General features: G+C 62.5%; 13 protein-coding genes. 8 read left to right on the top strand and 5 right to left on the bottom strand.

The genetic code is table 11. The annotated features are described in order from the left end of the window. Positions 1-177: 177 nt before the first annotated feature. The gene (locus ASD63_RS25135; protein ID WP_034802844.1) at positions 178-582 is read left to right on the top strand and encodes a DUF2794 domain-containing protein; all 405 of its coding nucleotides are present in this window, start codon (positions 178-180) and stop codon (positions 580-582) included. A gap of 118 nt (positions 583-700) precedes the next feature. Here ASD63_RS25135 and ASD63_RS25130 read toward each other — a convergent pair whose 3' ends face one another. From ASD63_RS25130 to ASD63_RS25115, 4 genes are all read right to left on the bottom strand, one after another. Further along, positions 701-1,255: a GNAT family N-acetyltransferase gene (locus ASD63_RS25130; RefSeq protein ID WP_034802847.1), complete on the bottom strand. Its 555-nt coding sequence runs from the start codon at positions 1,253-1,255 to the stop codon at positions 701-703. A gap of 123 nt (positions 1,256-1,378) precedes the next feature. Then, positions 1,379-2,125, bottom strand: a complete 747-nt coding sequence (locus tag ASD63_RS25125) for a Bax inhibitor-1/YccA family protein (RefSeq protein WP_034802850.1) — start codon at positions 2,123-2,125, stop codon at positions 1,379-1,381. Between the two features lie 221 nt (positions 2,126-2,346). Next, the gene (locus tag ASD63_RS25120; protein ID WP_051659631.1) at positions 2,347-4,899 is read right to left on the bottom strand and encodes an ABC transporter permease; all 2,553 of its coding nucleotides are present in this window, start codon (positions 4,897-4,899) and stop codon (positions 2,347-2,349) included. Next, entirely contained in the window at positions 4,896-5,621 is a 726-nt protein-coding gene (locus tag ASD63_RS25115; protein ID WP_034803135.1) for an ABC transporter ATP-binding protein, read from the bottom strand. The genes ASD63_RS25120 and ASD63_RS25115 overlap by 4 nt, the downstream gene beginning before the upstream one ends. Before the next feature lie 105 nt (positions 5,622-5,726). Between ASD63_RS25115 and ASD63_RS25110 the strand changes: the two genes are divergently transcribed. Both ASD63_RS25110 and thpR read left to right on the top strand, forming a co-directional pair. Then, positions 5,727-6,329 (top strand): arylesterase, encoded by a 603-nt coding sequence (locus ASD63_RS25110; RefSeq protein WP_234798767.1) that lies wholly within the window; start codon positions 5,727-5,729, stop codon positions 6,327-6,329. A gap of 114 nt (positions 6,330-6,443) precedes the next feature. Further along, positions 6,444-7,034: an RNA 2',3'-cyclic phosphodiesterase gene (thpR, locus tag ASD63_RS25105; protein ID WP_060521463.1), complete on the top strand. Its 591-nt coding sequence runs from the start codon at positions 6,444-6,446 to the stop codon at positions 7,032-7,034. Here the strand turns inward: thpR and ASD63_RS25100 are convergent. Continuing rightward, positions 6,971-7,447 (bottom strand): low molecular weight protein-tyrosine-phosphatase, encoded by a 477-nt coding sequence (locus tag ASD63_RS25100; RefSeq protein WP_060529997.1) that lies wholly within the window; start codon positions 7,445-7,447, stop codon positions 6,971-6,973. The genes thpR and ASD63_RS25100 overlap by 64 nt on opposite strands. Before the next feature lie 85 nt (positions 7,448-7,532). On the opposite strand from ASD63_RS25100, the gene ASD63_RS25095 reads away from it, so the two are divergent. The 5 genes from ASD63_RS25095 (at position 7,533) to ASD63_RS25075 (ending at position 11,776) form a co-directional block, all read left to right on the top strand. Further along, on the top strand, positions 7,533-7,850 hold the full coding sequence (locus ASD63_RS25095; protein WP_034802855.1) for a 4a-hydroxytetrahydrobiopterin dehydratase: 318 nt from the start codon (positions 7,533-7,535) through the stop codon (positions 7,848-7,850). Positions 7,851-7,936: 86 nt separating this feature from the next. Then, positions 7,937-8,314 carry a YkvA family protein gene (locus ASD63_RS25090; RefSeq protein ID WP_034802857.1) on the top strand — a complete coding sequence of 126 codons (378 nt, stop codon included), beginning with the start codon at positions 7,937-7,939 and terminating at the stop codon, positions 8,312-8,314. Between the two features lie 397 nt (positions 8,315-8,711). Beyond that, the gene (locus ASD63_RS25085; RefSeq protein ID WP_034803141.1) at positions 8,712-9,215 is read left to right on the top strand and encodes an invasion associated locus B family protein; all 504 of its coding nucleotides are present in this window, start codon (positions 8,712-8,714) and stop codon (positions 9,213-9,215) included. Between the two features lie 232 nt (positions 9,216-9,447). After that, a complete protein-coding gene (gene rlmN, locus ASD63_RS25080; RefSeq protein ID WP_034803143.1) occupies positions 9,448-10,683 on the top strand; it encodes a 23S rRNA (adenine(2503)-C(2))-methyltransferase RlmN in 1,236 nt (411 codons plus the stop codon). Positions 10,684-10,822: 139 nt separating this feature from the next. Then, entirely contained in the window at positions 10,823-11,776 is a 954-nt protein-coding gene (locus ASD63_RS25075) for an ABC transporter substrate-binding protein (RefSeq protein WP_060529996.1), read from the top strand. Positions 11,777-11,842: the final 66 nt, after the last annotated feature.

Below are 11,842 nucleotides of genomic sequence, written 5' to 3'. Positions count from 1 at the left end.
GTGGCAACGACTCTGTCCGTCAGCGCCCGCGAGTTTTGCGATGAATTGGGGCGCCGGTTTGACTGAAATGGGGCAGAGGCAAGAAATGACCTCATCGTCCCATGGCTTCCAGCTTGCTTTTCGGCTCGTGTCAGGCACACTGTAATCGTTCTGTCACAACAGAAGGCCGGATTGCCGATGACCGATGAGCCGGATTTGCCGCAAGGCGAGGCGCGCCATCAGCGCGAGACCACTTCCGAAGTGGTCGTCGATCTTCACGAATACAAGAACGCCAAGAACGCTCCCCCCATCACTTTCCATCGCCGCGAATTGGATCAGATCCTGTGGGTCTACGGCCGTATGGTCGGCGAAGGCGAGTGGCGGGACTACGCGATCGACCACCTGAGGGACCGCGCGGTCTTCTCAGTGTTCAAGCGTTCGGGCGAAATGCCGCTCTACCGGATCGAGAAGAACCCGAAACTGGCCGCGAAACAGGGCGCCTATAGCGTGCTGAACATTCACGGCACGATCCTGAAGCGCGGTCACGAGCTCGCCCAGGTGCTCAAGGTATTCGACAAGGTGCTGAGGCTGGTGGAAACCTGACCAGCGGGAAAGGGTGCCATCAGGAGACGCACGCCGACGTCACGGGCAGCAACGGCACGACCTGCCTACGGCGCGCTGCGAGGCGCTTCGCCGACTGACATTTTTCAGCAAGCGATGGTCACTGGTAGAGGGTGTCCGGATAGACGTCTTCCGGCGGGTCGGTCGCCTGGCCCTCGCCGAGCGCGAGCTGCATGATCGTCGTGTCGAGCCAGCGGCCATGCTTGAAGCCGGTCGCTTTCATCGTGCCCTGGAGTTCGAAGCCGAGCGACCGGTGCACGGCGATCGAGGCCGGATGGGCACCGCCGATCACCGCGACCATCTGGCGGAAGCCGAGTTCCGTGCAACGCCGGACGAGTTCGACCAGCAGCGCCTTGCCGGCACCCTTGCCGCGCGCTTCCGGCGCCAGGTAGATGGAATCCTCGACCAGGAAGCGATAGGCCGTGCGCGTGCGGAAGCCGGATGCGTAGGCATAGCCGATGATCGTCCCGCCCGCGTCTACCGCAACCATGTACGGGTAGCCGCTGCCGATGATCGTTTCGAACCGCGCCCGCATCTCCTTTTCGGATGGCGGGTTGATCTCGTAGGTCGCAACCCCGTGCAACACGGATTCGCGATAGATCTCGGTGATGACGGGAAGATCGGCCAGGGTGGCGTCGCGCAGGGTCAGGGACATGGCTAAAGACTTTGATCCCAAGGTTTCGTCGTCCTTTCACTCCCACGGAGCCCGGACGCTTTCAAGCTGCTTCAGCAAACAAAAAAGGCGGCCGAAGCCGCCTTTTCCGTCTGCTGTTCAGACTTAGTTGTTCCGGTTGCCCATGAACTGGAGCAAGAACATGAACAGGTTGATGAAGTCGAGATAGAGCGTCAGCGCGCCCATGATCGCCTTGCGGCCGGCAACGGTGCTGTCATCGGCTTCGTAGTACATTTCCTTGATCTTCTGCGTGTCGTAGGCGGTGAGGCCAGCGAAGATCAGCACGCCGATCACGCTGATCGCGAAGGCGAGCGCCGAAGAGGCGAGGAAGATGTTGACGATCGACGCGATGATGACGCCGAACAGACCCATGATCAGGAACGAGCCCATGCCGGACAGGTCCTTCTTCGTGGTGTAGCCGTAAAGCGACAGGGCGCCGAACGAGGCGGCCGTCACGAAGAACGTCTGAACGATGCTCTGGCCGGTGTAGATCAGGAAGATCGACGACAGCGACAGGCCCATCAGGGCCGCATAGATCCAGAACGTCGTCTGCGCGGCAGAAACGCTCATGCTATTGATGCGGAAGCTCATGAAGAACACGAGCGCCAGCGGCGCCAGCATCACCACCCACTTCAGCGGGCTCGTATAGATCGCAGCACCAAAGGCAGTCAGCTGGCCATCCGAAAACGCCATTTGGAAGGCCAGGTAGGCCGCGACGCCAGTGATCGCCAGACCAAGCGCCATCAGGTTGTAGACCTTCAGCATGTATGCGCGAAGGCCTTCGTCAATCACGGCACCCGCCTGAGCGCCGGCGGGCGACATTCGGGTTTGGTAATTTCTCAGATCAGCCATTGTTTCCTCATTCAAGCTCCGGTGGAAGTTACGGTGTCGGGCGGCGAATATCGCCCTGGAAGATGAGCTTCCACGCCCAGGCGCCGCTGCGGAGCTCCAGCATGCCTGTGGACAAATATGATGCCGAAACCCGCTGCACACAAGACCCGGCACTCCCGGATTCCGTTGCACCGGACCGATTCAGACCGGCGCAATAGGGATTTACGGTTAACTCGGCCCGGTCAAAGTTCGCGCAGGACCGGCGCCGCCTTCTGCCCGAGAATGCGCCATGTACCGGCAAGTCCGATGCCGACCGTCATCACCAGCGCTGCCACAACCGTCACGATCGCCACGTCGGGCAGGAAGCTCGACGGCAGCGTCATGATGCGGTTGACGACGAACCAGGCGGCGATACCGCCGGCAAACAGCGCAAAAACTGCGGTTGCAAGACCGAGGATCGCGTATTCGTAGCTGAACGCCTTGATCAGCGTCACCCGCGTTGCCCCCAGCGTCTTCAGGACCACCGCATCATGGACGCGCGCCCGGTTGCCGGCCGCAAGCGCGCCGGCCAGCACCAGCACGGAGGCGACGAGCGCCACGGCCGCGGCCGCCCGGATCGCCGTTGCCAGCTGACCGAGCAGCCCATTCACAATGTCGAGAGCGTCCTTCACCCGTACGCTGGTGATCGTCGGATAGGCATTGGTGACGGCCTTCAGGACCGCCGCCTCCTCTTCCGGCGTCGCCGACGGATCGATCACAGTCGCCAGCCAGGCATGCGGCGCGCCGGCAAAGGTGTTCGGCGAGAACACCATGACGAAGTTGATCGACAGCGATTCCCACTCGACATTGCGGAAGTTGGCAATCTTGGCGGTGATGTTGCGGCCGAGCACATTGACGGTGACCGTATCGCCGATCTTCAGGCCGAGTTCGCCGGCCTCCTCGGACGAGAAGGAAACCAGGGGTTCGCCGCTGTAGTCGGCCGGCCACCAGGCGCCTTCGGACAGCGTCGAATTCTCCGGCTTGTTCTTGGCGTAGGTGATACCGCGGTCGCCGCGCAGCACCCATTGGCCTGCAGGCGGCACGTTGCGGCTGTTCACGTCCTCACCGTTGAAGGCGGTGATGCGGCCGCGCAGCATCGGCACCTCGATGACCTTGCCCTTCGGGATCGCCTGGTTCAGCACCGAGCGGAAACCTTCAATCTCACTGCCCTGGATATCGACGAAGAAGAAATTCGGCGCTCGCTCCGCCATGCTTCCGGTGAGTTCGCGGCGCAGATTGCCGTCGATCAGCGCCAGCGTCACCAGAAGCGCCAGACCGAGCCCAAGCGACAGCACCACCGAGGAGGTCAGCGCACCCGGACGGTGAATGTTGCCGATCGCCAGTCTGAGAGCCGGCGAATTGACCCGCGGGCTGCGGCGCGCGAGCCAGGCGATCGCGAGCGCAACGGCCCTGAGCACGATGAAGGCGAAGGCAATCGCGCCGAGGAAGACGAGCGAAATATAGCGGTCGTAAGCCGTAAAGATCGCCAGGCCGGCGAGTGCGGCAAGACACGCGACGGCGCCGAGCAGATAGGGCCAGGCCGGAAAACCCGAGGGATCGAAACCCTGCTGGCGGAAGAGTGCGGTCGCAGGAATGGCGCGCGCCCGTCCGAGCGGCAGGATGGCGAAGGTCAGCGCCGTCAGCACGCCGAACAGGGCGGCAAGCCCGAGCGCGCCCGGATAGAGATGGAAGGCGGTCGAAATCGGCAACAGGTCGGCCAAAAACTGCGCCGCGACAAAGGGGATCAGAGCTCCGAGCACGAGCCCGATAACGATGCCGATCAAGGCGATCATCAGGATCTGTGCGAGATAGATCATCGCCACCAAGGCGGCGGGGGCGCCCAGGCATTTGAAGGTCGCGATCACGCTGCGCTTGGCATCGAGATAGGCGCGCACCGCATTGGCGACGCCGACGCCGCCGACGATGAGCGCCGTCAGGCCGACAAGCGTCAGGAACTGCGAGAAACGCGTGATGTTGGCCGTCAGCGCCGGTGCTGCGTTGCCGCTGGTGCGGATCGACCAGCCGGCTGCCGGCTGGCTTTTCTCCGCCTCGGTGCGAACGGCCGCAACCCCTGCCGGATCGGCGAGCTTCACCTTGTATGTGTGCTCGACGAGGCTTCCGGTCTGCACCAGTCCCGTCGCCGCCAGGGCTTCGTCCGAGACCATCAGGCGGGGCGCGAAGCCGAAGCCGTCGGAAAGCGCATCCGGCTCGCGCGTGATCGTGCCGGCGATCCGGACACGGGCGTTGCCGAGAAGGATTTCGTCTCCGACCTTAACGTCCAGGCGGTCGAGCAGCAGAGGCGCCACGACCGCACCGAAGACATCGCCGTCGCGTGCGATGAGGTCGTGCAGCGGCCTGTCGGGTTGGCTTTCCAGCGTGCCATAGAGCGGATAGGCCGCATCGACGGCCTTCAGTTCCACCAGGGCTTGATTGGAACCGTCGGGCAGCCGCGCCATAGATCTCAGGCCAGCGGAAACCGCAACGGTCCCAAGACCATCGAGATAGGCGCGCTCTTCGGTCGTTGCGACACGATTGTTAAGCTCGAAGCGAATATCGCCGGCGAGCAGTTCCTGACCCTGCGATGCGATCGTCGCTGTGATCGACTGCGACAGCGAGTTGACGCCGGCAATCGCCGCCGTACCCAGCGCAATGCAGGCGAGGAAGATGTAGAAGCCCTTGAGCCCGCCGCGCATTTCACGCAGCGCCAGCCGCAGGGCAAGCAGCGGCCGCAGCCGTACCGAAGGCGCGCCGATCATGCCGAGGCCGCCTGCTGGACCGGCGCCACGGCCACGGGGTCCGCGGCGCCGCCGGCAACGATCTCGCCCGAGCGCACCCGCACCTGCCGCGCGCAGCGGTCGGCAAGGGCGGCGTCATGGGTCACGAGCACGAGTGTCATGCCGCGGTCACGCTGTTCGGCGAAAAGCAGATCGGCGATCTGCCGTCCGGTTTCGGCGTCGAGGTTGCCGGTTGGTTCGTCGGCGATCAGAAGCTTCGGCGAGGGCGCAAGCGCCCGGGCGATCGCAACGCGCTGCTGCTCGCCGCCCGAGAGCTGGCCGGGATAATGGCTGAGCCGCTCGCCGAGGCCGACGGCGACAAGCTCCTTGCGCGCGATCTCGAAGGCGCCCGGGACATTGGCCAGTTCGAGCGGCACGGCGACGTTTTCGAGTGCCGTCATGTTGGGAATGAGGTGGAAAGACTGGAAGACGATGCCGATGTTGCGCCCGCGAAAGTCCGCAACCCTGTCCTCGTCGAGCCGGTGCAGCGGCGTGCCGTCGATGACGATCTCGCCGCGATCCAGCCGCTCGAGCCCGGCAAGCACCATCAGCAAAGTCGACTTGCCTGAACCGGACGGGCCGACGATGCCGACCGATTCTCCGGCATTGATCGTCAGGCTCATGCCTTTCAGCACATGCACCGAGGCGGCCGCCTCGCCCAGCGTCAGATCCGCGTTTTTAAGTTCGATGATGGTGCTGGCCAAGCGAAACAACCCTATATGAAACGAAGTGGGGAACAGAAACGGCATTCGGGATTTAGGAACAGGCCCATGGCATTAAAAGGATTTCAACGGGTTTTCTTGGCACTGATGATGACATTTGCGTTATCATGCACCGCACGCGCCGAGACGATCAGCCTCATCGGGTTCGGCGACAGCCTGATGGCGGGTTATCAGCTCCCGCCGGAGGACGCCTTCCCGGCCCGGCTCGAAAAGGCGCTGAAGGAAAAGGGCTTCGACGTGACGATCGCGAACGCCGGCGTTTCCGGCGACACGAGTTCCGGCGGTCTTGCCCGCATCGACTGGTCGGTGCCGGATGGTACCAAGGGCGTGATCCTCGAGCTTGGCGCCAACGACGCGCTGCGCGGCATCGCGCCTGAAGAGACCCGCAAGAACATCGAGGCGATGATCACCCGGCTGAAGGACCGCGGCATCGCCGTGCTGCTCGCCGGCATGATGGCGCCGCCGAACATGGGCGCCGACTACGCCGCCCGCTTCAACCCGATCTATCCGGAACTCGCCAAAAAATATGGGCTGGAACTCTATCCGTTCTTTCTCGACGGCGTGGTGACGGAGGCCAAGCTCAAGCTCGAAGACGGCATGCATCCCAATGGCGACGGCGTCGGCGTCATGGTCGAGAAGGCCCTGCCCGTCGTCGAGCGGTTTCTGGCAACGCTGAACAAGACGGAGTGATGACATCGTCCACAGTTAAGGCAACGTTAATATTCTGAAGCGTCAAATACCAGTTGCGTGCAGATGCGATGCGTGATTCGCTAAGACATCTGCAAGAGATTCGGGGAGCTCGCCATGCCGAGACTATTCACCGCCCTCGAAATTCCGCGCAATGCTGCAATGAGTCTTTCATTGCTGCGCGGAGGTCTTCCCGGAGCTCGCTGGATCGATGTGGAGAACTACCACATCACCCTGCGCTTCATCGGTGACGTCGACTGGCGCACCGCCGACGAGATCATCGACAAACTCGATCGCATCGAACGTCCTGAATTCCAACTGCAACTGAACGGCACCGGCGCCTTCGGCTCGAAGAAGCCCCACTCGGTCTGGGCCGGCGTTACCAACCATCCGGAAATGTATGCGCTGCAGGCCGAAATCGAGCGCATCTGCCAAAGGCTCGGACTGGGGCCGGACCCGCGCAAGTTCACCCCGCACGTGACGCTGGCGCGGCTGCGCTCCAGCCGTGTCGAAGACGTGGTCGAGTACCTCTCGGGGCGCGGCAACTTCATGACCTCGCTCTTCACGGTCTCCCGCTTCGTGCTGCTCTCGTCGCGCGATTCAGTCGGCGGCGGACCGTACCTGACGGAAGAGGTTTTCCCGCTTCACGAGGTGCGTTCGCCGAGCCTTTCGAGCAACGACGAACATCCGGCCTCCAGCATCTGGTAAAGCGCCTCGAAGGCTTCCCGCCCTTCGTAATAGGGATCCGGCACGTCCCGCAGGTCGCCTGACGCATAATCGAGAAAGAGATGCACCTTCTGCGCCGTGCCATCCGGCGCGAGCCTTTTCAGCGTGCGGACATTGTTCTCGTCCATGCCGAGGATGAGGTCGAAATCACTGAAATCTGCCGCAGCCACCTGGCGTCCGCGCAGCGCAGAAATATCGAAGCCGTGCCGCCGCGCCGTCTCTATCGATCGCCGGTCCGGCGGATCGCCGATATGCCAGGCGCCGGTTCCGGCCGAATCGATCTCCAGCGCTAAAGCCAATCCCTTTTGCACCGCCAACGCGCGCAACACGCCCTCGGCAAGCGGCGACCGGCAGATGTTGCCGAGACAAACGAAAAGAACTCTGACTGGTTTCATGCTATTCAGATTCGAAGGCTGGAGACAGTTGACGCTTATACGCGACAGCTCGGGCTTCGAACAGGCGCATGGGAGGAGACAAGCAATGGCAGCGGAGAGACTGGACGAGGCGACGATTGCCGACAACCTTCACAAGATGGAAGGTTGGGTGCGGGCCGAAGACGGCAACTCGATCTGGAAGGCGTTCCGCTTCAAGAACTTCGTCGAGGCCTTCGGCTTCATGACCGAATGCGCGATCGTCGCCGAGAAGCTCAACCATCACCCGGAATGGTTCAACGTCTACAATCGCGTCGACGTAACGCTGACGACCCATGACGCCGGCGGATTGAGCGAACTCGACTTCAAGCTGGCGGCGCGCATGGACAAGGCTGCGGCAGGCCGCATGCCCGATCATTTGAAATAGGACGCGGAATTCCCATATTGAAAGCGCCGGAGCGCCGCGCGTTCACGAGAACGCCTGGCGCCCGAGAATATAGCGGAAGCGGGACGATGGACGACATCAAGATTGGTGAAATTCTCTTGCCTGGCGAAGAATCCGAGCAGGAGCGGCGGGAAAAGCGCGTGAAGCGCCGCTTCTGGCCGACCTTTCGCCGAGCTGCCCGCCAGATCCCATTCAGCCGCGACCTGGTTGCCGCCTATTACTGCGCCATCGATCCGAAGACCCCGACACGCACCCGCGGCATCCTGCTTGCAGCCCTCGCCTACTTCGTGCTGCCGATCGATATCATCCCCGACGTGCTGGCCGTCGTCGGCTTCTCCGATGACGTTGCCGTCTTGACCGCGGCCTTTGCTGCCATCAGCGGGCAGATCAAGGAAACGCACTATACCAAGGCCGACGAGACGCTGGCCGATACGCCGGAGAGCTGACGCCGGACGCCGCCTGTCCGGTTGTGGCGCCGCATTCCCGCCCGAAAGTCAAACTCTTGCCTAATTCTTTGTGGCATAGATCTGCAAGTGACGCTGGTCGCGCGCTTTGGTGCGGCTGACGCCATGCAATGGCTTGGGGCAGGAAACCTTCTGGAACGGGCATTCCGAGGCAACGCGCATCCTCGATCGAGCCCGGTTCGGCGAAGGCGCGAATCGGCGGTCGAAAGGCACTGTGCGATGGGGCAAACCGCTCCATTTCGGGGCTAAAGCCGCGGTTTTCGGCCACCGTTGACGGTTTGGTAACCTGAATTAAGTCAAAACAAATCAAATCATGACTACGCGTCGCCCGTCTGACCTGTTTCGGGTGATCGAAAAGCAAGAAAAGCGGCAGGACCTCATGTTTGTAAGAAAGATCGCAACCGCAATCGCACTCGTTCTGGCCACCGCCAGCATGGCTGCCGCCCAGTCTCCGACGCGCATCCAGCAGTTCAACGCCTGGGGCGCCTATTCCTACAATGCCGGCGGCGGCAAGGTCTGCTACGTCCTTTCGGTTCCGAAGGAAAAGAGCCCGGCCGGCGTCGACCATGGCGACATCTTCTTCCTCGTTTCCCAGCGCCCCGGCCAGAACATCAGCTACGAGCCTCAGGCAATGATGGGCTATGCGCTGCAGGAGAACTCCAAGGTCAACGTCGTCATCGACGGCCGCACCTTCGTGATGTTCACCAAGGGCAATTCGGCCTGGGTCGAAAATGCTGCCGAAGAGCCGGCACTGGTTGCCGCCATGAAGAACGGCAAGGCCATGTCGGTCAACGCCAAGTCGCGCAAGGGTACCGCGACCTCCTACTCCTACTCGCTCTCGGGCATCTCCGCTGCGCTGAAGCAGATCGAAGCCTGCAAGTAATCGCGAGACCGAAAGTCACGCGTAGGGGCCGGCTGCAAAGCCGGCCTTTTGCGTTCAAGGGGCCTGCCTCGTGACTCCCGGCCAAAACAATGCTAAAGGGCGGCCAACTTGAGAGCCTCCGCGCCCCGATAGGCCGCTTTCGATGGCTCGACCGATTTCAATTCGCGCATCAGGACGATTTCCGGACCCGCTCTCCGGACGGCCTCTCGCCGTATGACAGGACATCATGAGCATGGCAGCCACTGAAATTCTGAACCGGGTGGAAATCGCCAAGGCGCCGCAGGTGCGCGCAGCCGTAGAGGCGGAAAAGCCGTCGCTGATCGGACTTCTGCGCGAGGACATGGCCAAGGCACTGGTCGAAAAGGGCGTGCCGGAACGCCAGGTCAAGATGCGCGTCAGCCAGCTCTGGCACTGGCTCTACGTGCGCGGCGTCTCCGACTTCGATCACATGACGAACGTGTCCAAGGACATGCGCGAGATGCTGAAGCAGCATTTCACCATCGCGCGCCCGGAGATCGTCGAGGAACAGATTTCCGGCGACGGCACCCGCAAGTGGCTGTTGCGCTTCCCGGCGCGCGGCGCCGGACGACCGGTCGAGATCGAGACCGTCTACATTCCCGAGGAAGGCCGCGGCACGCTCTGCATTTCGAGCCAGGTCGGTTGCACGCTCACCTGTTCCTTCTGTCACACCGGCACCCAGAAGCTGGTGCGCAACCTGACGGCCGAGGAAATCCTCGCGCAGCTGCTGCTTGCCCGCGACCGGCTCGGCGACTTCCCGGAGCGCGACACCCCGCAGGGCGCGATCGTGCCGGCCGAAGGCCGCAAGATCACCAACATCGTGATGATGGGCATGGGCGAGCCGCTCTATAATTTCGAGCAGGTCAAGACCGCCCTTCTGATCGCCTCTGACGGCGAAGGCCTGTCGCTGTCCAAGCGCCGCATCACGCTGTCGACCTCAGGCATCGTGCCGGAAATCTATCGCACCGGCGAAGAGATCGGCGTCATGCTGGCGATCTCGCTGCATGCCGTGCGCGACGACCTGCGCGACATGCTGGTGCCGATCAACAAGAAGTACCCGCTGAAGGAACTGATGGACGCCTGCCGCGCCTATCCCGGCCTTTCCAACGCCCGCCGCATCACCTTCGAATACGTGATGCTGAAGGACGTCAACGACAGCCTCGAAGACGCCAAGCAGTTGGTGAAGCTCCTGAAGGGTGTGCCCGCGAAGATCAACCTCATCCCCTTCAACCCCTGGCCGGGCACCAACTACCAGTGTTCCGACTGGGAGCACATCGAGAAGTTTGCCGACTTCATCAACCAGGCCGGCTACGCCTCGCCGATCCGCACACCACGCGGCCGCGACATCCTTGCCGCCTGCGGCCAGCTGAAGTCGGAATCCGAACGCATGCGCAAGGTCGACCGCCTCGCCTTCGAAGCGATGATGATCGCCAATCACGGCGAAGATTGAGACGAAGCGCCTCCTCGGGTCCTTCGTTCCTCGCCCATCACCCATCGATGAAGAACTTTGATGGGTGATGCAGTTCCTATCGATTGATTTCATGTCATCGGTTTCCTAAGAAAGCGGGACATCAATTGGAGGACAACCCATGCGCTCACTTCTCATCGCCCTTGCCGCCACGGTGGCATTCACCCTGCCCGCCCGTGCCGATGAGGTGACCGTCGCCGTAACCGCGATCGTCGAGCATCCGGCACTCGACGCGGCACGCGACGGCGTGAAGGACGCGCTGGCCGCCGCCGGCTACAAGGAAGGCGAGAACCTCAAATTCATCTACGAGTCGGCCCAGGGCAACCCGGCGACCGCCGCGCAGATCGCCCGCCAGTTCGCAGGCGAAGCGCCGAACGTGATCGTTCCGATCTCGACGCCGTCGGCCCAGGCGGTCGTCTCCTCGACCCGCGATATCCCGGTCGTCTTCACCGCCGTTTCCGACCCGGTCGGCGCCCAGCTGGTCAAGGACATGGACAAGCCCGGCGGTAACGTCACTGGCCTCTCCGACATGTCGCCGGTTGCCGAACACGTCGCCCTGATCAAGGAAATCCTGCCGAACGCCAAGTCGATCGGCTACCTCTACAATTCCGGTGAAGCCAACTCCGTTTCGCTGCTCGCGGTGCTGAAGACCGAGGCCGAAAAGGCCGGCCTGACCGTCGTCGAGTCCGCCGCGACCAAGTCGGCTGAAGTCCAGGGTGCTGCCCGTGCCCTCGTCGGCCGCGCCGATGCGATTTACGTGCCCACCGACAACACGATCATCTCCGCACTTGAAGGTGCCGTCGCCGTCGCCGAAGAAGCCAAGCTGCCGCTCTTCACCGCCGACACGGACTCGGTTGCCCGCGGCTCGCTCGCAGCCCTCGGCTTCAACTACTACGACGTCGGCAAACAGACTGGCGAAATCGTCGTTCGCATCCTCAAGGGCGAAAACCCGGGTGATATCGGTGTCAAGGTTGCTGCCGGTTCCGACCTGGTGATCAACAAGAAGGCCGCCGAGAAAATGGGCGTCACCCTTCCGGAAAGTGTCGTAAAGCGCGCAACCCGCGTCGTTGAATAAGGCTTTCGGCCTTTTCAGGTTCAAGTTTGTTGCGTTTTGCCCGCCTCCGTTCCATACGGGGGCGGT

It is taken from the genome of Ensifer sp. Root558 (assembly GCF_001427045.1).
Taxonomy (GTDB): Bacteria; Pseudomonadota; Alphaproteobacteria; order Rhizobiales; family Rhizobiaceae; genus Ensifer; species Ensifer adhaerens.
This window is presented reverse-complemented; position numbering and strand designations above follow the sequence as displayed.

Bases quoted from the DNA above. Each gene is read 5' to 3' on its own strand.
- ASD63_RS25125 (WP_034802850.1), bottom strand. From the start codon at position 2,125: ATGGCTGATCTGAGAAATTACCAAACCCGAATGTCGCCCGCCGGCGCT.
- ASD63_RS25130 (WP_034802847.1), bottom strand. From the start codon at position 1,255: ATGTCCCTGACCCTGCGCGACGCCACCCTGGCCGATCTTCCCGTCATC.
- ASD63_RS25135 (WP_034802844.1), top strand. From the start codon at position 178: ATGACCGATGAGCCGGATTTGCCGCAAGGCGAGGCGCGCCATCAGCGC.
- ASD63_RS25110 (WP_234798767.1), top strand. From the start codon at position 5,727: ATGATGACATTTGCGTTATCATGCACCGCACGCGCCGAGACGATCAGC.
- thpR (WP_060521463.1), top strand. From the start codon at position 6,444: ATGCCGAGACTATTCACCGCCCTCGAAATTCCGCGCAATGCTGCAATG.
- ASD63_RS25075 (WP_060529996.1), top strand. From the start codon at position 10,823: ATGCGCTCACTTCTCATCGCCCTTGCCGCCACGGTGGCATTCACCCTG.
- ASD63_RS25090 (WP_034802857.1), top strand. From the start codon at position 7,937: ATGGACGACATCAAGATTGGTGAAATTCTCTTGCCTGGCGAAGAATCC.
- ASD63_RS25100 (WP_060529997.1), bottom strand. From the start codon at position 7,447: ATGAAACCAGTCAGAGTTCTTTTCGTTTGTCTCGGCAACATCTGCCGG.
- rlmN (WP_034803143.1), top strand. From the start codon at position 9,448: ATGGCAGCCACTGAAATTCTGAACCGGGTGGAAATCGCCAAGGCGCCG.
- ASD63_RS25120 (WP_051659631.1), bottom strand. From the start codon at position 4,899: ATGATCGGCGCGCCTTCGGTACGGCTGCGGCCGCTGCTTGCCCTGCGG.
- ASD63_RS25095 (WP_034802855.1), top strand. From the start codon at position 7,533: ATGGCAGCGGAGAGACTGGACGAGGCGACGATTGCCGACAACCTTCAC.
- ASD63_RS25085 (WP_034803141.1), top strand. From the start codon at position 8,712: ATGTTTGTAAGAAAGATCGCAACCGCAATCGCACTCGTTCTGGCCACC.